Raw genomic sequence first — 24,586 nt, 5'->3', positions numbered from 1 at the left:
AGGCATAAAAGTTCACACGCGCAAATTTCTACCGCGCTCAGACGCCTCTCGAATCCGGTGCTGCTGTCTTCATTCATTCTTCGCTCCCCACTCTTCTCTCCTTACTCCTTATTCTTCATTTTATAAAATATAATTACTGTTTTTTTGATCATTATTTTCGAGTCATCCAGAGCAAAAAGGGCTATCTTTTTTTGTCAAAACCAAGTAGAGCGTTACCAAAAATCATAAGAAGGCTGCGATTGGTGCTTGCTCATAGCCTGATTAGGCCTTATTCGCAGCGCGGAAGAGCCTCAATCACGCTGCGATTACAACCTTATCATCATGCCATTTGATACTTAATCGCAGACCACAAAATAGGAGAATAAAGGCTGTTTTTTAAAAGATGCTGAATGTCAGTTATTTACAAACTATCACAGATTTCGCGTATTTCGGGCGAAGGCAAACTTATTTTTAAATAAGCGAATTTGAGAGGGCGTTTTGTTCAAATAATTGACTATTTCTAATTTTTCAAATACTGCGTTTGGGATAAGCAGGTTTTTAAAGAGAAAAACCGAAAATGCGTAAACATTCTGTCGCCATCTCGAAGCGTACACACGCCCCATTCGCCCCCCACCTATGTTGTACATGACGAGCGTCTCTTCAAAAAACATACGGGCATTTATTGTACCAATGGGTTAATCTCAATAGCAAAATGAGACGCCATACTTTTTCTACAGAGCCCAAAAAAGGTTTGCCATGTATATACCCTCTTGTTTTACAGACACCTATTAATATATATCAAAATTGGCATATTTGCGAACAATGGCCATGCCATTCGCCAATACGCCAATTCCGATAGCTGCTTTGCGTGTTTGTTTCAACAGTTTTTGGCTCATGTCCATACTTCGTGTTGACAACAAACAGGTTATCGACCAAGGGGCTATCGCCCCTTGGCCACGTGCCATTTATTTAGCCAATTTCACTGTCAGTTTCTCAAGCATGTCTTTTGTCATGCTGTCAAGGTCATAAGATGGTTTCCACTGCCACTCCTCGCGAGCGCAAGTGTCATCAAGCATGTTTGGCCAACTGTCAGCAATGCCTTGTTTCAATGGGTCCACATCATATTCCATCTCAAAGTCAGGCTTGTACTTTTTGATAGCGGCGAAAAAGTCTTCGGGTGCCAAACTCATCGAGGCTATGTTAAAAGCGTTGCGATGTACCAAGTTGTCGGGGTTTGCTTCCATGAGCTGGATAGCAGCTTTCAGGGCGTCTGGCATGTATATCATGTCCATCTTCGTTCCCTCCTTGATGGGACAAACAAACTTCTCGCCACGCACAGCATAGTAGTATATGTCCACGCCATAGTCTGTTGTTCCGCCCCCCGGAGGTGTGACGTATGAGATAACACCCGGAAATCTCACCGCGCGCGTGTCCACACCGTACTTAAAGTAGTAATAGTCGCTCAGCAGTTCGGTCGTCACCTTAGAAACGCCATATATGGTACGCGGACGCTGTACAGTGTCTTGCGGTGTCATGTCCCTTGGCGTGGTGGGACCAAAAGATCCAATGGAGCTGGGCGTAAACACGGCACAATGATTCTCACGAGCCACCTCGAGTATGTTCCAAAGGCCACCAATGCCTATCTTCCATGCCAGCTGAGGTTTTTTCTCGGCTACCACTGAGAGCAACGCCGCAAGATTATAGATCGCGTCTATGTCATATTTTTTCACCACGTCAGCGATGAGCTGAGCGTCGGTTACGTCGGCAATGGCCGATGGGCCACTCTCTTTCAGCTCACCCTTGGGCTCAGCTCCTACAATGTAGCCTGCCACCACATGGTCGTTTCCATACACTTTTCGCAATTCTCTTGTCAGCTCGGAGCCTATCTGCCCTGTGGAGCCAATAACCAAAATGTTCTTCATTCTCAATATGATTTAGGTTTTTTGTATTTTGCGCACAAATATAACGTTTTTTCACCACCGTTTAATCTTTTGGCTATTATTTTTTGTGAACAATGCGTGCTTTTTGCAAAATATAACACTAATTAAGTGGTTTTCTCGGAAATATTATCTTACTTTGTGTGCAAGAAAAATAAAAAATATCTAATCTTAAATCACATGTACGGAAAAATTAAAGAGCAACTAAGAAAGAGACTCGCCGACTTGAAAGAAGCTGGCCTTTACAAAGAAGAACGAATTATCGAAGGACCGCAAGACGCCGTGATCCAAGTGAAAGGCAAGAATGTGCTGAATTTCTGCGCCAACAACTATTTGGGGCTGTCCAACCATCCACGGTTGATCGAGGCATCCAAGAAGATGATGGATCGCCGAGGATACGGCATGTCGTCCGTGCGTTTCATCTGTGGAACGCAAGACATACACAAAGAGCTTGAGGCTGCCATCACCGAGTATTTCCATACCGAAGACACCATTCTCTATGCTGCCTGCTTTGATGCCAACGGTGGACTTTTCGGATCATTCTTGGACAAAGACGACGCTATCATCTCCGACGCCCTGAACCACGCCTCCATCATCGACGGCGTCCGCCTTTGCAAGGCTAAACGTTACCGCTACGCCAATGCCGACATGGCCGAATTGGAAAAATGCCTGCAAGAGGCACAAGAGCAGCGTTTTCGCATCATCTGCACAGACGGCGTGTTCTCTATGGACGGCAACGTAGCGCCGATAGATAAGATATGCGACTTGGCGGAGAAATACGACGCTTTGGTTATGGTAGACGAAAGTCACTCAGCCGGTGTGGTTGGAGCCACCGGGCACGGTGTAAGCGAGCTGACAGACACTTACGGCCGTGTAGACATCTACACAGGCACGCTTGGCAAGGCTTTTGGCGGTGCACTTGGTGGCTTTACCACCGGTCGCAAGGAGATCATCGACATGCTCCGTCAAAGCAGTAGGCCATACCTCTTCTCCAACTCGCTCGCCCCCGGCATCATCGGCGCCAGCTTGGAGGTATTCAAGATGCTGAAAGAAAACAACGACCTGCACGACCAGTTGGTCAAGAACGTGGAGTATTTCCGTGAGCGTATGATTGCCGCTGGCTTCGACATCAAGCCCACCCAGAGTGCCATCTGCGCCGTGATGCTCTACGACGCACCTCTGTCGCAGAAATATGCGGCCAAACTATTAGACGAGGGCATCTATGTCACCGGCTTTTATTATCCAGTGGTACCAAGCGGAGAGGCGCGCATTCGCGTACAGCTTTCGGCCGCACACACCAAGGAGCAGCTTGACAGATGCGTGGACGCGTTCATCAAAATAGGCAAGGAATTAGGCGTGTTGAAATAAACACATTAAATAAAAGGTGTGCCCACAGCATTGTGAGCACACCTTTTTTAATCGTCTTGATTGGAAAGAGCTTCTTACTTTCCGTGATTTTCGTCTGACACAGTCAACTTTTTACGACCATGAGCACGACGCGCGTTTAGCACGCGGCGGCCATTCTTGGTTGCCATTCTTTCGCGAAAACCATGCTTGTTGACACGGCGACGATTGTGGGGCTGGAATGTTCTTTTCATCTTTCTATATTGTTTTTAATTTATTATAATGTCGATACCAACGGACGTGATAGTCCCTATTGGGCTGCAAAATTACTCATAATTTTCCAAATAACAAAGAATTATATGTTTTTTCAGAGCCAAATCGGCGTTTTTTTATAATTTTATAGTAACTTTGCAGGCGCAAAAAGGGCATGAAGCCATCCCGCCAAACCCTTGCGAATAAAGCCGTATGGCGAAGCGTTTCGGTTGGTTTTTCCCGAATAGCGCAACTTAGTCGCCATTCTTCATAGGCTCAATCCACTAACTGGCGAGTGGGGAAGCTAACTTGAGATGCTCCCGTTCAAAAGCTACCCGGATGAAACAACTGCCAGCAGAACGGCACGACGGCACAGGCAGCCCAACCAATTGCGCCAAAATGGCACTATGAGCAATGCAACAAATTTATAAAAACATATAATATGATCAATTCACAAGAAATAAAAATCGGTACCTGCATCCGTATGGATGGAGGCATTTGGAAATGCGTAGACTTTCAACATCGCAAGCCTGGAAAAGGCAACACCGTGATGAATACCAAACTGAAAAACGTGGCCGACGGTCGCGTGCTGGAACGCACGTTCCAAGTAGGCTTCAAGCTTGACGACGTGCGAGTGGAGCACAGACCCTACCAATACCTCTACGAGGATGGCACAGGCTGCATATTCATGAACCAAGAGACCTTCGAGCAGATACCCATCGCGAGAGACATGATCACCGGAGCTGAGTTTATGAAAGAGGGAGACATCGTGGATGTGCAAACCGACACTTCTGATGGAACCATCCTTTCGGCAGAGATGCCTGTGAAAACCAATCTCGTCATCACTCACAGTGAGCCGGGCGTCAAAGGCAATACCGCCACTAACGCCACCAAGCCAGCTACATTGGAGACTGGGGCTGAGGTGCGCGTGCCGCTCTTTATCAACGAGGGTGAGACCATCACCATCGACACCCGCGATGGAAGCTATGTGGGGCGCGTGACCGACAAGTAAATCCATAGGCACACTCTTCACCATTTACAGCTCCCCAAGCCCATCCCCCAAGGGAATGTTGACCACTATCGCAGGCTCAAAAGTGTTAGCGCATAGATAGACATGACCCGGCAAGGACGGGCTTGGGGAGTTACCGTTCTGAATATATCGCATCATGAGCCACGATCAAGACACCCAGCCGCGCCACACATCGGCGCAAGCAGAGAGCGAGCCTTTGTTCTCCATCATCATTCCAGTGTTTAACCGTCCAGACGAAGTGGACGAGCTGTTAGACAGCCTTACACGACAGCAAGAGCGCGACTTCGAGGTCGTCGTCGTGGAAGACGGGTCACAAACGCCCTGCCTATCGGTATGCGACAAATACCAAGGACGCTTGCGCCTGCGATACTTCGCGAAGCCCAACAGTGGTCCAGGACAAAGCCGCAACTACGGAGTGGAGCGCGCCAACGGCCGATACATGCTCATACTCGACTCTGACGTGGTACTACCCGAGGGTTACCTCACAGCCATCAAGCACGAATTAAGGCGCGAGCCTGCCGACGCTTTCGGAGGACCAGACCGTGCGCACCATTCGTTTAGCGACACTCAGAAGGCCATCTCTTACGCCATGACAAGTTTTTTCACCACCGGGGGCATTCGTGGTGGCAAGAAAAAGTTGGACAAGTTTTATCCACGCTCATTCAACATGGGCGTTCGTCGTGATGTATACCAGCAGCTTGGTGGCTTCTCCAAGATGCGATTTGGCGAAGACATCGACTTCTCCATACGTATTTTTAAGGCCGGCTACCAATGCCGGCTATTTCCCGACGCTTGGGTGTACCACAAGCGTCGCACAGACTTTCGTAAATTTTGGCGGCAAGTTTACAACAGCGGCATAGCACGGATAAACCTTTTTAAACGATACCCCGACAGCCTGAAAGCGGTACACTTGCTACCCATGATTTTCACCTTAGGCACCATTGCCCTGACGCTCTTCGCGCTTTTGGGTGCTGTCATTTTCCTCTTTGGGCACACACCCGCGCAACATTCGTTTGGCGTCACAGCCATGACGATAGGGTTGTTGCCTCTCGTGCTCTACGCAATTCTGATTTTTGCCGACGCCGCCATTTTTTTCAGCAGTGCCAAGATAGGGCTGCTTGCCATTCGCGCGGCGTTCACGCAGCTCATGGGTTATGGTTGCGGGTTTATTGGCGCGGCATGGAAACGCCTGTTATGGCACAAGGATGAATACTCCGCTTACAACCACAATTTTTATAAATGAGCCAGCTCCACGAAAGGTTGACATCGCTATGAGTTGGACAAAACACGCTTGAACTTTGAAAAAACTCACCATCAACCATTGGGACAAGGCCGACCGCCCACGCGAAAAATTGGAACGTCTTGGCGCCACGGCGTTGAGCGACGCGGAGCTTTTGGCCATTCTCATCGGCTCTGGATCACAAAAAGAGAGTGCCGTGGGACTCATGCGACGGGTGTTAGACGATTGTAACAACAACCTGAACACCCTTGGCAAGATGTCCATTTTCGACCTCATGCAGTATCACGGCATGGGGCCAGCCAAAGCCATCACCATTCTCGCCGCATGCGAATTGGGCAAGAGGCGGGGCAACACAGGTGCGCAACGACGGCAAGAACTTGGATCGGCCACAGACATTTACAACTACATGCACCCACAAATGCAAGACTTGGATGTGGAAGAGTTTCATGTCTTATTGATGAATCAGGCTTTCAGGCTCATCAGGCAAGTGCGCATCAGCCACGGAGGAATGACAGAAACCGCCGTAGACATACGTTTGATGATGAAGCAAGCCATCCTCAACAATACCACCGTGATGGCCGTGTGCCATAACCATCCCAGTGGGAACACGCATCCCAGCACACACGACGACAAGCTGACACAACAAATAAAAAAGGCGTGCGAGATAATGCGCATCTACTTCTTAGACCACATCATCGTGACTGATGGAATGTATTACAGCTATCGGGAGGAGGGCAGGCTGTAACGCTCGAGCGTCATCCTCCGCATGCCACCCATCACTCATGGCGATGGTAGCGCCGTAACAGATGAACTAAATTCATAGCTCTAACAGTTGGTACATTCGAATTAAATGCTTAAATTCGCAGAGTCAACAATCTTTCAGAACTATGACACAGCAAGAAAAAACCATGATAGAGGGAAAAATAGTAGACGTTCTTAAAACCGTCTACGACCCTGAGATACCCGTAAACATTTGGGATCTTGGCATGATATACAAGATAGACCTGCAACCAGACGGAGTGGCGGACCTTGATATGACATTCACGGCACCCTCTTGCCCTGCCGCGGATTTCATCCTTGAGGATGTGCGCACCAAGGTGGAAAGTGTAGACGGCGTGAAAGCGGCCAACGTGAACTTGGTGTTTGAGCCCGCATGGGACCAGAGCATGATGAGCGAGGAAGCGCGTGTGGAGCTGGGGTTCGACTGATTAAACGAACACTTGGATGACTAAGAACATTTATTTTTTATCCGATGCGCATTTGGGCTCTTTGGCCATCGCGCACAAAAGGACGCAAGAACGACGGTTGGTGCGCTTCTTGGATAGCGTGAAGCACAAAGCCGCAGCTATCTACCTCTTAGGCGACATGTTCGACTTTTGGAACGAATACCGCTATGTGGTACCCAAAGGATACACTCGATTCTTGGGCAAGCTGTCCGAACTGACCGACATGGGGGTGGAAGTGCACTTTTTCACCGGCAACCACGACTTGTGGACTTATGGGTATTTGGAGCAGGAATGTGGGCTTATCGTGCACCGAAAGCCGCTCACCACAGAGCTGTATGGCAAGGAGTTTTATCTTGCGCACGGCGATGGGTTAGGCGATCCGGACAACAAATACAAGGTGCTCAGGCGCATTTTCCATAGTCCGCTGTGCCAACGCATGCTCAATTTCATACACCCATGGTGGGGCATGCAGCTTGGACTGAACTGGGCCAAGCACAGTCGACTGAAGCGAGCTGACGGTAAAGAGCCTCCCTATATGGGCGAGGACAAGGAATATTTAGTGCTTTGGACCAAGCAATACAAACAGACGCATCCCAACATCGATTATTTTATTTATGGGCATCGACACATCCAATTGGATGTTACGCTTGCTGACAAGACACGCATGCTTATTCTCGGCGACTGGATTTGGCAGTTCACCTATGCCGTGTTTGATGGTGAGCATCTCTTCTTAGAACAGTATGTAGAGGGCGAGAGCGAGCCGTAATTCCTACCTTATAGACCATATCGACAAGATCAAGCGCCCAAAACAATCAATCTTTGACACGCCAATCTGCGGCCAAAGATAAAAAAAGAAAACTCCCACAGACATTCCTTTGTGAATATCTGTGGGAGTTTTGTTATGGCTGAACGATTGGGAGCTCTTGGCTCCCTATCCGTTCAGCGAGTGTTATCGGTCGCGTTACTCCACGACATACTTGCGTGTCTCCACCGTCTTGCCGTCAGTGGCCTTTACAAGGTAAACGCCAGCAGGGACTTTACCCTTGAGATCATCAGCGCTAAGTGGCAACTTGAAGGTGCCAATCTTCACACCTGAGAGGTCGTAAACCTCTGCCTGACCCTTGGTCAAAGTGGTGGTCATATTCTCAATACCTGTTACAGAGCCAAGTATCTTGGCGAAATCGGTCTCTGGAGTGTCCACGAATACAAAGCGGTTTGCCTCTATGCCATCCACGTCTCCGGTGAAGAAGTATCTGGCCTTGTTGTCAACAAACGGAGTAACCGTCTCATTCTTCAAGTCTATCAACTTCAGATTCTGATAGTCCAAATCCATAGCCGTGAGCTCCATGTTATAGGTTTTGCCCTTGCTGATTTCAACATTGAAAGCACTTCCTATGACACTCGGCACGGTCATCACCTGCACGTTCTTGGCATCGGTTGTCGTACCGAAGGCTGAAGGCTCGCCCATGTTGAGCTTCTCGCCGTCGTATCCATTGTCGTAAGCAGCCGTAGCGTTTTGGCGCTGCAACATGGTGAACTTGTCGTACACCTGCTCGTTGTCCAGCTTCACAGCGATACCACCATTGCAATAGTCAGACTCCATGTAGAAAGGCTTGGCGCGAAGTTCGCCACCCTCTTTCACAGCACCTTTATAAGGGATGGTGAGTTTGCCCAGAGTAGTGCTATAGGTAGGATTCTTGTATTTCACCATGAAGCCCTGCATAGGTGCAAGGGTATGGGGCATACCATTCTCTCCTGCCACACCAATAGGCACTGCCTCGTAGCCACCCTTGTCTTTCACTGAGTTGCCATAAGCATTCTTCCAGTCTTCCCAGCTACCGGTGGTGTAGATGTAAACCGTGTTGTCCATTTTCACACCATTCTCGCCGGATTCCAGCTGGATGTTCTTGATGTCCACGCCTGCCATGAACGAGTTACCAACAATGTTGTGACCTAATCCGTAACGCTTGGCATTATCGCCTTCTGCTGTAGAAGCATTAACGACAGCTGCCTGACGTGTCAGTTCAATAGTCTGCTCGCAAAGGTTCAGTTGTCCTTGAATCTTGTGTACACCCTTACCTGTGTCGGTTACAGGAGCCACCTCATAGCCTACGAATGCCTTCATCTCGCTACCCTTAGGAACGTCTGTCCATTTGCGGTAATAGTGGTTGGGGTCATTCAGTTTCTCACTGTAAGCACGGATATAAAGATCCTTAGAGCGTGTCTGCTTCTTGGTCTGTTTAACAGGCAAGCCAATATACTGCCAGTCAAACTCATTCCATACCGTCTTGTTGTAGTCTGGCGAAGTCTGATCCTTGTTATCCGTAGCAGTACGACGCTTTACATACGTACCCAATGGCTTGAACTCAACAGTGGCAAATACAGTAGTGTTGCATGAATTTTCATTGTTCAAGATGAACGTGCCCACCTTCGTACCGTCGGTTGATGTCTTCATCACAAGCTTGTCCTTGTCTGTTTCATTCTCAAAGCCTGCTACGCTCTTCACGGTTAAGCCACCATCAGCGGGAACAACCACAGCTGGGTGACCAGTGGTCTTGGTAGTGGCACCTTCCTCAAACTTCTCGTTCGGGGTGTTGTTCACCAACTTGTTTGCAGAGATAAACTTACCGGCAGGCAAGTGCATATCACGCTCTGCCACCTTCTTCTCACCCTTGATGTCGGGCTGGTTGTTAGCAAAGATGATGTTCTGACCATCCTTAGGCACATCGTTGGTCCAGTTCTCTTTCTTATTGAAGTCGTTGTCCACGCCACCAATCCAATAGTTGTTGCCGCAGGCATTCTCTTCTTCATCGTAAGCAGAACCTGCGCTTTGTCCTTGCTTACCGTCTTTATCGGCTTTGCCACCAGCATTCACAGCTACTGGCACACCATCTTTATCTTCGTCACCCTTGATGCGCCCTTGGTCGTCAACCATGTCCTCAGTTACATTGTCACCGCCTTCAATGGCATCCACACAACCATCGTTGTCACTATCGGCATCAAAGAAGTTAGGAATACCGTCCATATCATCGTCGCATGGCAACATGATGGTTACCAGCGTGTTCACCTGTCCACTCTTGTCTGGGCTTTGCGTAAAGTTAAAGTACTTGGTGTTAGGCTCTACGTTAAGGTGGGAGAGTCCCACTGTATTCGTCAGGTTGGCATCTTCGTTGTTGAAGATTACCTTCTTCGTTCCTTCATTCTCGAACACCGTATAACGACCATCTTTGAGGTCAGTGTACAATTCTGTCTGCGACTGCGTGTCAGAGTTGGTCAGAATATTGATTGCAAAGTAGTTGTCGGCATGGAATGTTGCTGTCGGTGTACTTTGCATCAGTACGTATGGCTTCATCGTACCGCCAATCTCCCAATAGCTGGTGAGCCTGTCTTTTGATGGTGCTGTCATGAATCGGTCTTTATCAACCATGCAGTCTGCTACCTTCACAACTACTGCACCCGAGTTGGCAGGATACCCGAACTTGTCAGAAATATCAAAAGTCTTTACTCCTGTAAAGCCAGTTGCCACACCCAGTACAGACGGCAACAGTGTGAGTACGCGGCTGTTGGTGCTTGGCTTATCGTTGAGGTAGTTGGGGTCGTTCACCATTGTAGCAAACAACTTCTGCGTCTTCACGTTGTCACGATAGCGCACCCACTTGCCATTGGTTGGGTTGAGCTTGTTATCAGTAAGTGCCGTTAGGTTGTCGGGAGCCAAATCGTTACACTCTGTGGTATTCAAGATACCATCCTTGTCCCAGTCGAGGTCGTCACCGGGCGCATCGCATCCCTCGAAGAATATCTGCGCACCCAAGTTCTGCGAGAACTCACGCTGCAGGTTGTAGTCACCATAGCAGTCGTAGTGATATTCCATACCAAAGTGGTCGGTGAGTTTCTTCACGATGATGGTGAAGGTAGCTCCCTCCTCAATGTACTTGCTCTCAATGAGCTGTGGACCTCTAAGAATAACGCTGTCTGGATATTCCCATGTACCCTGAATCTTCTTCTCACCTATCTTCTCATATCCAATGGTGTCACCATTCTGGATAATGGGCTTGTCGTAATCGTAGATAGGAAGCGTATAATCTGGTGTTCTATATTTCTCATCGGATGTCTTGACAACTGCGTCTTTCACGATTCTCGTGATGTCACGTCCTTTCTGTTTCCAAATATCATAGGTAAACTGATATGGACCTTCACCACCGATACTTTGGAACTCTGCCCATATCTGTTTCTCTGGGTCTTTTTCGTCCTTCACCTTGGTGCAGTAAGTGGCAAAGGTAGTTGGACGCACCCTGCTGGTAGCAATGTCGGCGTGCGGTTTGGTCACGTCAATATCCTGACGCTCATTAATCTCCTTACAGTCCACCTTCATCCCGGGGTTCTGTTCCGTACCCAGCTCTGCATCAGTAGGGGCTGTGTAGCCCTGTCCTGCAATGGCTTCGGGTGTTGTGGGAACATTAGGGTTGTAAGTTGAGGAATACTGTACGTCTGGTTCTGCCTTCCATCTTTTTTTACCAGCAATTCCTATATATACACTCTCGGCACATTGAAGTTTGCTTTTTTGAGCGCGCATAATGCTATAAGCATTATTGAAAGCACCTATATCTGCACCCTGTGTGGTAGTAGAAAGCTTTCCAGCATCATCCAAACATTGGTTGTTGTAGAACGTACAATTATAGATAGAGTCTACAAGAAAGTAATCACCTGTCACTAATGCTGATGTCGATTCAGCATAGATACAACCTCCAACCTTTTTCGCATATGAAATGTTATTAACAAACAAACCATCCTTGAAAGTCACGTTTTGATGCTGGTTAGTATAGATGTCTGCCACACCTCCCTGCGCTGAACCTTTACCTGTTGTGTTCTTTGCCTCGTTACCATAGAAAATATCGTTGTATGAAACAAGACCTCTACGCGCAGATTGTGCAATATTTTTTACGTCTTGTACTTGGAATACACCTCCAACTTCGGCTTTGTTATTGTAGTAACGGTTATTTTCTGAATGAACATAACCAGAGTTGTTCCAAACTACGCCACCACCTCCAAAAGAGGTATTGTTAATAATGGTATTGTTCCTAAGTTCTACACCAGCGCAGCCAATGTTCATAGAGATAACTCCACCTCCATTACCAAGACGCTTATAACCTTCGCAAGAATTGTTCTTGAAGACGCTGTTGCTGATACGTACCAAACAGCCGTTAGTATCCATTCCGATGACACCACCGTTCATTTTCGATGTATTATCCTCGAATAGACAGTTGTCAAAGTCGATAGTCTTGTCTTCGTTGCCACCATTGTGATACATACTTACAGCACCACCGATAGAACCTGTCTTGTTGCCAAAGAACTTACAATTGACAAACTTTCCATAACCTTTAAAGATGGCAACTGCACCACCGCCAGCATTAGTTACTGCTTGCGGACAGTCGCATTGGTTATCCTTAAAAACACAATTGCGGAATTCAAACTCTTTTTGTGATCTTATTTCGATAGCGCCGCCATCCTTCTGATTGCTATTTTCTCCAAAATAGCTACCTTCCACGGTGAATTTAGAAGCATCAGCCAAACAGATGGCACCACCAGCACCAGTACCACTGGCACCTTTGGTGTTAGCATTGTTATTACAGAAAATAGAGTTCTTGATTTTTACCTCTCCAGCTACACCAGCCCACAAGGCACCGCCTTCAAGTGCTGTTGTATAGTTGTTCTTAAAGTTACAGTTTTCTATGGTCACGTCGCAAGGAATATCGCTAGCCGATGCCTTGATGCTCACCGCACCACCATCGCCTTTTGCCGATGTCTTTCCTGAACCATTGCCATAGAACTCATCGTTCTTGAAAACGATGCTGCGCTTCTTGCCTGGGTTTGTCTTGTCGATTTGACAACGAGACTGCGCTCCGTCATAGAAGTAGAACACACCACCAATGTCACCACCGAAGTTTTTGTAAAAGCTGTTGTTCTCCGATCGGAAGTTTACGAAGCTGGCTATACAGAACAATCCACCATTGCCACCCTCCGAGTTGTGGAAGTTAGAGTTGGTGATAGAGATGTTCTTGAATCCCTCAAGGAAGAACGTGCCCTGCTGTCCCGAGGCAGTTCCACCCTGTGCACGGTTCACCTGCATGTGGTCTATCTTGACATAGGCATCGGGGTTCTCGCTCCAATCACCGCAGTTGGTCCATCCGATGACAGCACCCTCTTGTGTGGAACCCACATGCTGGACGTCGTGGAAGGTAAGGTAGCTGATGTCAATCTGCGAGTTGACAGCCCTACCTGTAACGTTTGCCACAAGGAATCCACCACCTATCGGTCCGAAGCTCTCAGCTCGCATCACCTCCACACGGTGCAGGCGAATCTTTGGATTCTTGGTATTTCCATATACGAAGATAGCACCCGAAGCCGTTGAGCGGTAGTACGGTATACGGCAGTCTTCCAAGGAGAAGGTCACGTTGTCAAAGCCATCGTTGTCGAGCGTGACGAGCGATCCGTTGGCGAGGTTGCCCACGAAGTTTGTCGAGTTGAAGCTCACACCCTGCAACGCAAGTGTTTGGTTGCTGTTGTTGGTACGGAACACCGACTTGGTAATTTTCGTAGTAGCAACCAACTCGGTAACATAACGCTTGGGGTTGTTGCTACAAGTGTCCTGCGGCAGCGTCTGTGAACCTGGCGTGGGGAATCCACCGTAGATACGCAGGCTCTCGCCCTTACGAGTAAGCGTGTAGTAACCATCCTGACCTTTCCCACCTACGGGATTTTTGTCTACATTGTACTTTCCTTCCGCCATATAGATGACGGCATCAAGGTTGCTGTTGCTGTTCACCGCCCTAAGTGCCGCATTGAGCGTCTTGAATGCTGCGTTCCACGATGTACCATTGCGCGCATCGTTGCCTCGCTTCTGCGACACATAGAACTTAATCGGCTCGGCTTGTGCCCCGAGTGCCATGAAGCACGCGAGCAGCATTGTCAACAGATACCTTGCTGGTAATAAATGTTTCATGTTGTTTTATTTTTTTATTTATTGTACGTCTATTCTCTTACGATCGCCGACATGGGGTTCAGTCTTCCCAATCTGTGTCGTACAGCGCCTCGTCAAATTCCATTTCTTTTGCCTTGCCAGTTTTAGGGTTGTCAGGGTCTTGTTGGCTGAACGGGACATTACCTGTACCCGGGTCGCCCCCAACCAAAACCAAGCTAACTGGACTTACATAATTTTTCTTTGCCATAAAGTGTAATTTTTATTAATTATTATTGTATTTTCTATTATCAAGCCACCGTAAACATACCCCATTTATATTCTATTATAATATTATAATAAGGTGTACAAAGCAAGTGACTATCATCTGTCTATCAAAGAGAACCTTTTTTATTGTATCCAAAATTTTCCACATGCAAAATTACAGCGATTGCTACAATAAAGAAAAACTAAAAAAATCATTTTGCTAACAATTTCTGTTCATTTACAGCAATTGTGTTAACGTATGTTTACCCCCCCCTGTTTGAGTTAATAATCATTAAGTTTAGTTGCTTATGCTATTCAACAGTATGAATAATACGAAAAAAAGTTTCATATTTGTATAAAAATTATAGCTAAACATGCAATTTCACTACCTGAACCGACATAAGTCGTGCCCACAATACATCGGTGACAGACCGATAGGTTTCGTACTCTTCTCGGAAAAGAAAGGCGAGACGGTGCACGATTTTCTACGTATTCCCCTGCTGTTGTTTGTCGTGAGCGGGAAATTGAAAATCATCTCCAACACCAAGCAGGAGACCGTTATAGCAGACAACCAGATGGTGGCTGCTATATGCGAAGACGGCTACACCTTGGAGGCTATGGCAGACACGCTGTGCCTGCGGCTGTATGTCATGGGCGATGGGCTGAACTTCTGCCACCGCATCGTGTCATTTCCCAAGGACATGGAGAGCGATGGGACGGGCAAGGTGCTGACCATGGTGCCAGAAGTGAAAACCATCGTGCGACAAATGGTGGGTTATATCACCGACGGCGTGCTGTGTTGCGACATACACGCACTGAAACAACAAGAGTTGGCGGCGGTGCTGCAGGGCTATTACAAGACAGATGACCTTCGCGATTTTGTGGCGCCCATCTACGACCCACATATACAATTCTATAACGAGGTGCAAAAGATAGGCAAGGAATATCCCACGGTGAGTGAGATGGCGGAGCATCTTAACATGAGCTACTCGTCGTTTGTACGACACTTTCGCAAGGTGTTCAAGGAGAATCCACAGGAGTGGATAGCAGAAAACAGGTTGCGCCGAATGTTGGAGCAACTGCGCAACACACCACGTACAGAACAGGATATCGCTAATGAACTGGGCTTCTCGTCATTGCAAATCATGCGCGCATTTTGTAAAACGAAAGTGGGAAAAACGCCATCGCAGATACGACAGGAGAAATAATTCACAATTCATAATTTTCAATTCGCGATTTCATCAATCACGTTTCGTCAACGCATCATTCCGTCAATCAATGATTTTTATTTTAAAACAGGGCGCGATACGCTGTGTGTCGTGAACTGCCATGCGTTGGCTTTGTCATATATTATATCCCGAAAAAGCAACGAAAAATAGTTGGATAAACATTTGGGTGTATGTCACAAATAATCTATCTTTGCATGAAAAGTGCGCCAACACGACAACACTGCCAATACGACAGGCGACGCCAACGTGGCTGACATACCGGTAGATAGCGCGACGTCTGTAGTGGCACGAATGGAAAATATGGCTAATGCCGAACGTGGCGAGCGTTTGCCGTTTGCAGAGACACGACATGTTCGGCAGTCCTAAAAATAATAACCGATGCACTACACTTTAAACATCAGAGGCCATCTCATGTCGCTCAAAGAGCCACAAGTGATGGGTATCATGAACGTGACCACCAACTCGTTTTACGCCGCCAGCCGCGTGCAGGCCGAAAAAGATATACGCGCCCGCGTGAAGCAGATGAGAGCCGAGGGCGCCACCATCATCGACGTGGGCGCATGCTCCACCAACCCCTATTTGGAACAGCTCACCACAGAGAGCGAAGAGCTGGAACAGCTGGACCGAGCGCTACATATATTGAAAGAAGAAGATGCGGAAATAGCCGTTTCCATCGATACTTTTCGGCCCAAGGTGGCACGCATGTGCATAGAAAAATATGGTGTGGACATTATCAATGACATATCCACTGGCGAAGACCCAGAGATGTTCCCTTTGGTGGCCGAGACTGGCACGCCCTACATACTGATGAGTCAAAAGGGCACATTGCAAGACATCATGATGGAGATGGCTGGCAAGGTGGAGCAGCTACGCCAATTGGGACAGAAAGACATCATCTTGGATCCGGGGTACGGCTTTGGAAAAACGATGGCGCAAAACTTCGCTATCTACGATGAAATGGAGCGTTTTAGCGTATTGGAGCTGCCATTGCTCGTGGGTATATCACGCAAGAGAATGATTTACCAAACGCTACAGATCACCGCCGACCAATCGCTCAACGGCACCACGGTGCTCAACACCATCGCCCTGATGAAAGGGGCCAACATACTGCGTGTGCACGACGTCAAGGCTGCCGTAGAGGCCGTGAGACTTTACAAAGCCATGAAAAACGTCGACCCATCTGGAGTGTCTGCCTGACAAGATATGCCTGACCGCCGCGCTTGCGCCACCCCAAATGGCACGCATGACAACCGAACCTAATCACCATTAACCGCTCATACATGTTTTTTGAATTTGGAATTAAGGATGTCATCGACATCGTACTTGTCGCATTGATACTATACTACATCTACCAACTGATGAAGGCGAGTCGCTCGCTCAACGTCTTTGGTGGCATTATAGTGTTTGTGCTGACATGGCTGTTTGTGTCGCAGGTGCTCGAGATGCGTCTCTTGGGCAGCATCATGGACAAATTGGTGAGCGTGGGTGTCATCGGCCTGATAGTGCTGTTCAAGGACGAAGTGCGCAAATTTCTATACCAATTGGGCGAGCACCAGCGCGTGCGCCACTTCTTGAAGTTCTTTTCACAGAAAAAAGATGACGACCGTGAGCAGGACAAAGAGACCGTGATGCCCATCGTATGGTCGTGCATGGACATGGCTAAAGGCAAGGTGGGCGCGCTCATCGTGATAGAACGCTCCATCCCCCTTGATGACATTGTGCAGACAGGCGAGACCATAGACGCCAAGGTGAACAAGTTGTTGATAGAAAATCTTTTTTTTAAAAACTCGCCATTGCACGATGGCGCCATGGTCATTTCAAAGAAACGCATCAAAGCCGCGGGCTGCATACTACCTGTGAGCCACAGCATGGACATACCCAAGGAATTGGGCTTGCGCCACCGTGCCGCCATGGGCATATCGCAAGACTCTGACGCTATAGCCGTGGTGGTGTCTGAAGAGACGGGCAGTATCAGCGTGGCCATCAAGGGAAGGTTTAGGCTCAGGCTCTCGGCAGAAGAATTGGAGAGCCTCCTCGTACAAGAAATGGCCGTGTGATGAGCACGTGGCGGGTTAAAGATATTTAACCCAAGACTGATGCTCAATTACTTGTTAGGCTCGTTAAGAATGGCTAACTTTGTAAAAATTATCAAAAGTCTAATCGTATAAAAAGAAATGATGAATTTATTAGAGAACATTGTGGCGCGGGCAAAAGCAAACAAGCAGCGCATCGTTCTCCCCGAAGCCGAGGAAGAACGCACCTTGAAAGCCGCCGACAAAGTGTTGGCCGACGACTTGGCTCACCTAATCCTTATTGGCAATCCAGAGAATATAGAGCGTGAGGCCAAGGAGTGGGGATTGAAGCATATTGGCAAGGCGACTATCGTAGATCCGAAAAATTGTGACAAGACAGAGGAGTATGCCACCCTTCTCGCGGAGCTGCGCAAGAAGAAAGGCATGACGATGGAACAAGCTCGCGACCTTGTTACCGGCAACAATCTCTATTTGGGGTGCATGATTATCAAAAGCGGCGACGCCGACGGTCAAATCTCAGGAGCGCTGAGCACGACAGGCGACACCCTGCGCCCAGCTCTCCAAATTATCAAATGCGCCCCCGGCGTCACCTGCGTGAGTGGTGCCATGCTGCTCTTGACACACGAGCAACAATACGGCAAGAACGGTGTTGTGGTGATGGGCGACGTGGCCGTGACACCCAACCCCACGGCCGACCAACTGGCACAGATAGCCTACACCACGGCGCAAACTGCCCGAACGGTGGCCGGAATTGAAGACCCCGAGGTGGCCATGCTGAGCTTCTCGACAAAAGGATCGGCCAAAGACGCCAAAGACAAAGAGACTGGAAAGAGTGTCTATATTATAGATAAGGTGGTAGAGGCCACACAGATAGCCCAAGAGAGATACCCTGACCTGAAGGTGGATGGAGAGTTGCAGGCCGACGCCGCGCTTGACCCCACGGTGGCACAGAAGAAAGCCAAGGGCAGCAAGGTGGCCGGAAAGGCTAACGTGTTAGTGGTGCCCAACCTCGAGGTGGGCAACATCGGCTACAAATTGGTGCAGCGATTGGGTGGCGCCACGGCTATAGGCCCTATTCTACAAGGTATCGCACGCCCAGTGAACGACCTGAGCCGAGGATGCTCCGTAGACGATATCTACTACATGGTGGCTATCACCGCGTGCCAAGCGCAAGGATAATATTTACATTTTACAATTCACAATTTTCAATTCACCATTATGACAAAGACTGTTCTAAGTTAATAATCAGAAATTGAAAAGGGCGAGAAAAACTACGTATTTCTTCAAATTGAAGATTGGAATAACAGCCAAATAATATTTGGAAAGAAGAAATATAAAACATCAAAAAGAAAATATGAAAGTTTTAGTTTTGAACTGTGGCAGCAGTTCTATTAAATACAAGCTGTACGATATGGCTGGCGAGAAAGTGCTGGCACAAGGTGGCGTGGAGCGTATAGGTCTCGACGAGGCTTTTATCAAAGTGAAACTCGACAATGGCGAGAGCAAGAAGATCATGGCAGACCTGCCCACACACAAAGAGGGCGTGGCCTTGGTATTCAAGGTTTTGCTCGACCCGGAGATCGGCTCACTGAAGAGCGTGGACGAGATAGATGCCGTGGGGCATCGCATCGTGCAAGGTGGCGACTTGTTTGAAAAGAGTTGTTTGGTGACGCCAGAGGTAGAGGTGGGCATTGAGAGCCTCATAGATCTGGCACCGGTGCACAACGCTGGCCACCTGCGTGGTATTCGCGCGGTGGGCACGCTGATGCCAAACGTGCCGCAAGTGGTGGTGTTTGACAACGCCTTCCACAGCACCATGCCCGATTATGCCTACCTGTACGCCGTGCCTTACGAACTGTACAAAAAATACCATGTGCGCCGATACGGCTTCCATAGCACCAGCCACCGCTATGTGTCACACCGCGTTTGCGAGTTTCTGGGCGAGGATATCACCAAGAAACGCATTATAACGTGCCACATAGGCAATGGCGCTTCGATGGCGGCGGTGAAGTATGGCAAGGTGATAGACACTTCCATGGGACTGACACCGTTGGCCGGACTCATGATGGGTAGCCGGTCGGGCGACATCGACCCAAGTGCTGTGACCTACCTGATGGATAAACTTGGCAAGGCTCCGCAAGAAATGGCCGACTTCCTGAACAAGGAGAGTGGCATGCTCGGCATTACCGGAATATCGAGCGACATGAGAGAGATCGAGGCGGCAGAGGCCGCTGGAGACGAGCGCGCCATTTTGGGTATGAAAATGTATAGCTATCGCATCAAGAAATATATAGGTGCCTACGCGGCCGCAATGGGTGGCGTGGACATCATCGTGTGGACCGCCGGTGTGGGCGAAAACCAAGCAAGCTTGCGCATAACGGCATGCGAGGGACTGGATTTTCTGGGTATCAAGATGGATGCCGAGCGCAACAATTGCCGCGGCGTGGAGAAGGTGATTTCGGCTGACGACTCAAAGGTGAAGGTGGTATTGATACCTACCGACGAGGAAATAGTCATAGCACGAGACACGCGCGATTTGGTTGAGGCCAAGAAATAACAAACCGCTCATCGCTCCCCTCACCCACAATAGGTGAGGGGAATGTTTTTTAACAACAAGGACAGACGATAGAAAGACACGTTTTTTAACGCCTACACCTTGATACACAACCATCTTCACGCATGGTGTGAAGGCAACGATTTTTGAACATGAAAGTAGTAACTTTTGGAGAAATTCTACTCCGACTGTCAAAAAACGACAGTCAGCGGTTGTTCCAAACAGGTGGATTTGATGCCAATTATGGAGGCTCAGAAGCCAACGTGGCAGTGAGTTTGGCCCAGCTTGGCGACCGCGTGGAGTATGTGACAAGCGTTCCTGACAACAACCTTGGCGAGGCGGCGTTGATGCACCTGCGACAGTTGGGACTGGATGTATCGCACGTGGCGCGCAGGGGTAAACGGTTGGGCACCTACTATTTTGAACCTTCGGCAGCTTTTCGAGGCACACAAGTGGTGTACGACAGAGACGGATCGTCGTTTAACACGATGGAGTATGGCGACATAAACTGGGAGCCTGTGCTCGCCGATGCCACGTTGTTTCACTGCTCCGGCATAACATGCGCTACAAGTAAGGCCGCTCTCGACACGACGATGGATGCCGTGGAGATGGCCCATGAGCGTGGCATAGAATTGTCGTGCGACATCAATTATAGATCGTCGCTGTGGAAATATCCTGGCGCTGACGCCCGAACGGCTACGCAAGAGCTGATGAAATACAGCGCCTTTGTTTTTGGAGACCAAAACGAATGGTATGTGGCCACCGACCTTGAGCCTATCCCTTTCAACGCGCTGGACAATTCGTATCAGTTCGATTTGGACGCTTACCGTCGGTATTTTGACAAGGTACACCGCATGTTTCCCAACTGCCGGCGCATGCTGATGGCCCATCGCAACCAGCTATCGTTTCAGCATCACATCAACGCAGGAGTGCTATGGGTGGACGGCGAGATACGCACATCACGCATTTGGGACATCAATCCCATCGTGGATCAGATGGGTGTGGGCGATGCTTGGGTAGCGGCCTTTATCCATGCCATGCACCGATGGCCGGGCGATGACCGACAGTGCTTGGAATTTTCGGTGTCGGCCTCCGCCCTTAAAAATACGATTTCGGGCGACCAAAACTTGGTAACAGAAGACGAAATAATCGCTAACATGACAGCTAAAGGTGGCCGAATAGACCGATAACGACGTCAAAGGGGTTTGCATCAAGGCATTTCGGCAAAATTGTCTGGCAATATTGCCACATTGACAAACCCTACATATCCCCAAATACATATCTTGCAGCTCAAAAGAATATCATTAAATATGAATGTTAAAGCACTGTACAATTTGTACAAACAACACCCCCTGATTACCACCGACAGCAGAAATTGCCCCACGGGAAGTATTTTCATAGCCTTGAAAGGCACTTCGTTTGACGGCAACAAATTTGCCAAATCCGCGCTCGACAAGGGTTGCAGCTACGCTATCATTGACGAGAAGGAGTACGCTATCGATGGTGACGACCGTTTCATCGTGGTGGACGATTGCCTCGTGGCCTACAAGGAGATAGCGCGTGAGCATCGCAGGCAATTCCACATTCCAGTCGTGGGAATAACTGGCACCAATGGCAAGACCACGACCAAGGAACTGCTTTCGGCGGTGTTGGCGGAGAAATTTAATGTGATGCACACAGAGGGCAACTTCAACAACGATGTGGGTGTGCCCCAAACACTGTTGCGACTGAACGCCGACCATCAAATGGCAGTAGTGGAGATGGGGGCCTCGCACGTGGGAGACATCAAGAAATTGGTAGACTACGTGGAGCCAACCTGTGGTCTGATCACCAATGTAGGGCGCGCCCATTTGCAAGGCTTTGGCTCGTTCGAGGGCGTGATGAGGGCCAAAGGTGAGCTATACGATTTCCTGAAGGCTCATCAAGCCTTGACGTTTCTCAATACCGACAACGAGTATTTGATGGCAATGGCCCACGAGCGTGGGCTTGAGCGCATTGTCAGCTACGGCCAAGACGCTATGGCGCAAGTACGCGGCGAGGTGGTGAGTTGTGAGCCTTTCTTGCGTTTCAAATGGGCAGCCGCAATGGCCACCAGCCTCCATGACGAAACCACTTATGAGGTTACGACACATCTTATTGGCACTTACAACTTGGATAACATGTTAGCCGCCATTGCCGTAGGATTGCATTTTGGAGTATCGCCACAGCAGATCTGCCACGCATTGGAGAGCTACACGCCTGCCAACAATCGCTCCCAACTGATGGAAACGGCCAAAAACCATGTCATCGTAGACGCTTACAACGCCAATCCCACAAGCATGTCGGCAGCTATAGACAACTTTAAGCGCATACATGTAGCGCAACCCAAGATGGCCATCCTTGGCGACATGCGCGAGCTGGGCGACGTGAGCAAGGTCGAACATCAGAAGATAGTCGACATGCTCAAAGTTTCTGGATTTGACAAAGTGTGGTTAGTGGGAGAGGAATTTGGCAAGACCGACAGCCCCTTTCGCAAATTTAACAATGTGGATGAGGTAAAAAAGGCCATCGCCACAGACACACCCAATGGATGGTATATACTTGTTAAGGGCTCCAACGGCATACATCTCGCAGAGCTAACAAAGGAGTTGTAATTTAGAAAAAGCCCGGAATCACACGTGGTGAAATCCGGGCCGAATGAAAGGAGGAAGTGGTACCTCTTGGAGTTGAACCAAGGACACATGGATTTTCAGTCCATTGCTCTACCACCTGAGCTAAGGTACCTCTTTTGTATTGCGTTTGCAAAGGTAAGGCATTTTACTTAATCCTCCAAACATTTCCATGAAAAAATGCATACATTTCAGAAAAAAGATGTAACTTTGCATCGTCAAAGAAAGCATGGACAGTCATTCCACGCTCTATGTTTGACTATCGGGATGTAGCGCAGTTGGTAGCGCACTACGTTCGGGACGTAGGGGTCGGGCGTTCGAGTCGCCTCATCCCGACCAAAGAAAAAACACCAATCAAGCTGGTCGTCCAGTATGATTGGTGTTTGTTTTTACATGTTTGTGAACAGGCTTTCGATTATCTCACGGAGGGTTTAGCCTATCATCATACACTTAGTCAGCATTGACTTCAACCATGTCGATTACTCCCTGTAAACTATTCATGTCTATTTGGCCTATCACTAACACACAAGTGCAATCATTCTTATCGTTTGAAAGCACCAACAACTCGTTTATCACCTTGTCGTTGCCCTTCATCAAGATAAGCGCATTATCGTCTCCGTCACGTACACGGGTGCATTCCTCGTATCCCTTGGCAGTAAGTTTTTGAGCTTTTTCGATAAACTTTTTGCGTACATTTTTGTCACATTCGCTAAGCTCCAAGATTTTCATCGTCTTTATTTGTTTTAGCAGAGCATTGACATTATCATTTTTTACCTTTAAAGCCGCTATTCCCATCATAGCGTGGGACACATTCATATACTCGGCACTCTTCTGTGTTTTAAACTCGTTGATCAGTGCCTGCGCCTCCTGTGCCGATACCCACTGAAAGTTAACCAAGAGCAATAACATCCATAAAATCTTTTTCATAAGCATTGGTTTATTAAAAAATGACATAATGTTGAAGCCGTGCTATATCCTCCGCGGTGAAATCCTTGAGCAATCGTAATTCGTCCAAACTGTGTAGCGGACCGCGTAAACGGCGGTAGTCTATGATAGCTTTGGCTTGATAATAATTGATGTAAGGATGTCGCTTCAGCTCATTTAGCTTCAACATATTGACGTTGATTTTATGTATATTGTTACTTGTGCGGAAGAAAAAAATGGCCTCCTCTGGAAAATCCTCTATTTCTTTCAACTGTCGTGCGCTATAAAATCCTCCCAACCTCTGGCGATAACGCACTATCCTGCCAGCAAAATAGGGACCAATACCGGGTACGCGTTGCAACGCGGTGGTATCACTAAGGTTGAGGTCCAACTGCTCCCCCACTTTTAGTTTTGTGGGATATCGGTGTGTAGTGTCACGCCGCTCATGTCTTTCCTCAGCAAAAAGGCCGGCAGCAGGGGCATAGTCACTACTGATGTGTATATAAGGCTCAAGCTCTCTATACTGTTTACGTGTAAGGCCATAAAGACGGGCGAAATCGGCCGGTCGAAGGTAAACGCCACCCGCCGCGCGGTATTTGTATATGTTTCTGACCTGCCAGTAATGCAAGCCTAATCGCAATAGCTCTGTGCTATCGGCCGTATTGGGATCGAAAGCAAACCGTTCCACTTGTCTGTTTTCTGCCTCAATGTAATGACGATTTGCATGTGAATAGTACGATGAATAGGGCAAATCTCGTCGTGACAACGTGTCTTCTGTATCCAAAATAGTGTCTTCTCCATCCCCGCCAACAATAAAGATAAATGCCATGGAAACTACCGCGAGACATAGAAAGAAAAGCAACACCGCACGGTCTGAACGGTTGAAATAGAAAAAATCTTTCAGTTTCATATCTCAAATTATACTCAATGGACAGCTCCCTGCATGTCAAGCCTCGATACTTAGCTTG

The 24,586-nt window shown here is 48.3% G+C and carries 20 protein-coding genes and 2 tRNA genes; 15 read left to right on the top strand and 7 right to left on the bottom strand.

Translation table 11 applies throughout. The features are described from left to right. Window positions 1–944: 944 nt before the first annotated feature. Window positions 945–1,901, bottom strand: a complete 957-nt coding sequence (locus tag C7379_RS05690; RefSeq protein ID WP_116616393.1) for an NAD-dependent epimerase/dehydratase family protein — start codon at window positions 1,899–1,901, stop codon at window positions 945–947. Window positions 1,902–2,096: 195 nt separating this feature from the next. Here C7379_RS05690 and kbl point away from each other — a divergent pair, with 195 nt between their 5' ends. After that, complete coding sequence (gene kbl / locus C7379_RS05685; RefSeq protein WP_116616419.1) at window positions 2,097–3,284, top strand: glycine C-acetyltransferase; 1,188 nt, start codon at window positions 2,097–2,099, stop codon at window positions 3,282–3,284. 74 nt (window positions 3,285–3,358) lie between these two features. Here kbl and rpmH read toward each other — a convergent pair whose 3' ends face one another. Then, the gene (gene rpmH / locus C7379_RS05680; protein WP_082722899.1) at window positions 3,359–3,514 is read right to left on the bottom strand and encodes a 50S ribosomal protein L34; all 156 of its coding nucleotides are present in this window, start codon (window positions 3,512–3,514) and stop codon (window positions 3,359–3,361) included. A gap of 440 nt (window positions 3,515–3,954) precedes the next feature. Between rpmH and efp the strand changes: the two genes are divergently transcribed. From efp to C7379_RS05655, 5 genes are all read left to right on the top strand, one after another. Next, complete coding sequence (gene efp / locus C7379_RS05675) at window positions 3,955–4,524, top strand: elongation factor P (RefSeq protein WP_116616392.1); 570 nt, start codon at window positions 3,955–3,957, stop codon at window positions 4,522–4,524. Between the two features lie 154 nt (window positions 4,525–4,678). Beyond that, window positions 4,679–5,785: a glycosyltransferase family 2 protein gene (locus tag C7379_RS05670; RefSeq protein ID WP_116616391.1), complete on the top strand. Its 1,107-nt coding sequence runs from the start codon at window positions 4,679–4,681 to the stop codon at window positions 5,783–5,785. Between the two features lie 55 nt (window positions 5,786–5,840). Further along, complete coding sequence (radC, locus tag C7379_RS05665) at window positions 5,841–6,527, top strand: RadC family protein (protein WP_116616390.1); 687 nt, start codon at window positions 5,841–5,843, stop codon at window positions 6,525–6,527. A gap of 142 nt (window positions 6,528–6,669) precedes the next feature. Further along, the gene (locus C7379_RS05660) at window positions 6,670–6,990 is read left to right on the top strand and encodes a metal-sulfur cluster assembly factor (protein WP_036893721.1); all 321 of its coding nucleotides are present in this window, start codon (window positions 6,670–6,672) and stop codon (window positions 6,988–6,990) included. A gap of 16 nt (window positions 6,991–7,006) precedes the next feature. Next, a complete protein-coding gene (locus C7379_RS05655) occupies window positions 7,007–7,774 on the top strand; it encodes a UDP-2,3-diacylglucosamine diphosphatase (RefSeq protein WP_116616389.1) in 768 nt (255 codons plus the stop codon). Window positions 7,775–7,969: 195 nt separating this feature from the next. Here the strand turns inward: C7379_RS05655 and C7379_RS05650 are convergent, their stop codons facing one another. Then, window positions 7,970–14,008, bottom strand: a complete 6,039-nt coding sequence (locus tag C7379_RS05650) for a T9SS type A sorting domain-containing protein (RefSeq protein ID WP_243406722.1) — start codon at window positions 14,006–14,008, stop codon at window positions 7,970–7,972. A gap of 58 nt (window positions 14,009–14,066) precedes the next feature. Next, on the bottom strand, window positions 14,067–14,234 hold the full coding sequence (locus tag C7379_RS12705) for a hypothetical protein (RefSeq protein WP_165815035.1): 168 nt from the start codon (window positions 14,232–14,234) through the stop codon (window positions 14,067–14,069). Window positions 14,235–14,604: 370 nt separating this feature from the next. Between C7379_RS12705 and C7379_RS05645 the strand changes: the two genes are divergently transcribed. From C7379_RS05645 to C7379_RS05615, 8 genes are all read left to right on the top strand, one after another. Then, complete coding sequence (locus tag C7379_RS05645; RefSeq protein ID WP_116616388.1) at window positions 14,605–15,438, top strand: helix-turn-helix domain-containing protein; 834 nt, start codon at window positions 14,605–14,607, stop codon at window positions 15,436–15,438. Window positions 15,439–15,660: 222 nt separating this feature from the next. Next, the gene (locus tag C7379_RS12700) at window positions 15,661–15,825 is read left to right on the top strand and encodes a hypothetical protein (RefSeq protein ID WP_165815034.1); all 165 of its coding nucleotides are present in this window, start codon (window positions 15,661–15,663) and stop codon (window positions 15,823–15,825) included. A gap of 12 nt (window positions 15,826–15,837) precedes the next feature. Next, window positions 15,838–16,656, top strand: a complete 819-nt coding sequence (gene folP / locus C7379_RS05640; protein WP_116616387.1) for a dihydropteroate synthase — start codon at window positions 15,838–15,840, stop codon at window positions 16,654–16,656. Between the two features lie 83 nt (window positions 16,657–16,739). After that, entirely contained in the window at window positions 16,740–17,516 is a 777-nt protein-coding gene (gene cdaA / locus C7379_RS05635; RefSeq protein ID WP_116616386.1) for a diadenylate cyclase CdaA, read from the top strand. Window positions 17,517–17,636: 120 nt separating this feature from the next. Continuing rightward, window positions 17,637–18,671 carry a phosphate acetyltransferase gene (pta, locus tag C7379_RS05630; protein WP_116616417.1) on the top strand — a complete coding sequence of 345 codons (1,035 nt, stop codon included), beginning with the start codon at window positions 17,637–17,639 and terminating at the stop codon, window positions 18,669–18,671. Between the two features lie 175 nt (window positions 18,672–18,846). Then, window positions 18,847–20,049, top strand: a complete 1,203-nt coding sequence (locus C7379_RS05625; protein WP_116616385.1) for an acetate/propionate family kinase — start codon at window positions 18,847–18,849, stop codon at window positions 20,047–20,049. A gap of 143 nt (window positions 20,050–20,192) precedes the next feature. Then, window positions 20,193–21,236, top strand: a complete 1,044-nt coding sequence (locus C7379_RS05620) for a sugar kinase (RefSeq protein ID WP_165815033.1) — start codon at window positions 20,193–20,195, stop codon at window positions 21,234–21,236. Window positions 21,237–21,356: 120 nt separating this feature from the next. After that, window positions 21,357–22,679: a UDP-N-acetylmuramoyl-tripeptide--D-alanyl-D-alanine ligase gene (locus tag C7379_RS05615; protein ID WP_116616416.1), complete on the top strand. Its 1,323-nt coding sequence runs from the start codon at window positions 21,357–21,359 to the stop codon at window positions 22,677–22,679. 57 nt (window positions 22,680–22,736) lie between these two features. Here C7379_RS05615 and C7379_RS05610 read toward each other — a convergent pair. After that, window positions 22,737–22,809: transfer RNA gene (locus C7379_RS05610), tRNA-Phe, on the bottom strand. Between the two features lie 148 nt (window positions 22,810–22,957). Between C7379_RS05610 and C7379_RS05605 the strand changes: the two genes are divergently transcribed. Then, window positions 22,958–23,033: transfer RNA gene (locus C7379_RS05605), tRNA-Pro, on the top strand. Between the two features lie 111 nt (window positions 23,034–23,144). On the opposite strand, the gene C7379_RS05600 is transcribed toward C7379_RS05605, so the two are convergent. Both C7379_RS05600 and C7379_RS05595 read right to left on the bottom strand, forming a co-directional pair. Next, on the bottom strand, window positions 23,145–23,621 hold the full coding sequence (locus tag C7379_RS05600; protein WP_165815032.1) for a DUF4252 domain-containing protein: 477 nt from the start codon (window positions 23,619–23,621) through the stop codon (window positions 23,145–23,147). Between the two features lie 13 nt (window positions 23,622–23,634). Next, the gene (locus C7379_RS05595) at window positions 23,635–24,528 is read right to left on the bottom strand and encodes a ComEA family DNA-binding protein (RefSeq protein WP_116616382.1); all 894 of its coding nucleotides are present in this window, start codon (window positions 24,526–24,528) and stop codon (window positions 23,635–23,637) included. Window positions 24,529–24,586 lie beyond the last annotated feature (58 nt).

It is taken from the genome of Hallella colorans, from assembly GCF_003096815.1.
Taxonomy (GTDB): Bacteria; Bacteroidota; Bacteroidia; order Bacteroidales; family Bacteroidaceae; genus Prevotella; species Prevotella colorans.
The sequence above is the reverse complement of the archived record's forward strand: the minus strand, read 5'-3'. Positions and strand labels throughout refer to the sequence as shown.

Bases quoted from the DNA above. Each gene is read 5' to 3' on its own strand.
- C7379_RS05625 (WP_116616385.1), top strand. From the start codon at position 18,847: ATGAAAGTTTTAGTTTTGAACTGTGGCAGCAGTTCTATTAAATACAAG.
- C7379_RS12705 (WP_165815035.1), bottom strand. From the start codon at position 14,234: ATGGCAAAGAAAAATTATGTAAGTCCAGTTAGCTTGGTTTTGGTTGGG.
- folP (WP_116616387.1), top strand. From the start codon at position 15,838: ATGCACTACACTTTAAACATCAGAGGCCATCTCATGTCGCTCAAAGAG.
- C7379_RS05615 (WP_116616416.1), top strand. From the start codon at position 21,357: ATGAATGTTAAAGCACTGTACAATTTGTACAAACAACACCCCCTGATT.
- C7379_RS05645 (WP_116616388.1), top strand. From the start codon at position 14,605: ATGCAATTTCACTACCTGAACCGACATAAGTCGTGCCCACAATACATC.
- C7379_RS05660 (WP_036893721.1), top strand. From the start codon at position 6,670: ATGACACAGCAAGAAAAAACCATGATAGAGGGAAAAATAGTAGACGTT.
- efp (WP_116616392.1), top strand. From the start codon at position 3,955: ATGATCAATTCACAAGAAATAAAAATCGGTACCTGCATCCGTATGGAT.
- cdaA (WP_116616386.1), top strand. From the start codon at position 16,740: ATGTTTTTTGAATTTGGAATTAAGGATGTCATCGACATCGTACTTGTC.
- C7379_RS05650 (WP_243406722.1), bottom strand. From the start codon at position 14,008: ATGAAACATTTATTACCAGCAAGGTATCTGTTGACAATGCTGCTCGCG.
- kbl (WP_116616419.1), top strand. From the start codon at position 2,097: ATGTACGGAAAAATTAAAGAGCAACTAAGAAAGAGACTCGCCGACTTG.
- rpmH (WP_082722899.1), bottom strand. From the start codon at position 3,514: ATGAAAAGAACATTCCAGCCCCACAATCGTCGCCGTGTCAACAAGCAT.
- C7379_RS05690 (WP_116616393.1), bottom strand. From the start codon at position 1,901: ATGAAGAACATTTTGGTTATTGGCTCCACAGGGCAGATAGGCTCCGAG.
- C7379_RS05600 (WP_165815032.1), bottom strand. From the start codon at position 23,621: ATGAAAAAGATTTTATGGATGTTATTGCTCTTGGTTAACTTTCAGTGG.
- pta (WP_116616417.1), top strand. From the start codon at position 17,637: ATGAATTTATTAGAGAACATTGTGGCGCGGGCAAAAGCAAACAAGCAG.
- C7379_RS05670 (WP_116616391.1), top strand. From the start codon at position 4,679: ATGAGCCACGATCAAGACACCCAGCCGCGCCACACATCGGCGCAAGCA.
- C7379_RS05655 (WP_116616389.1), top strand. From the start codon at position 7,007: ATGACTAAGAACATTTATTTTTTATCCGATGCGCATTTGGGCTCTTTG.
- C7379_RS05595 (WP_116616382.1), bottom strand. From the start codon at position 24,528: ATGAAACTGAAAGATTTTTTCTATTTCAACCGTTCAGACCGTGCGGTG.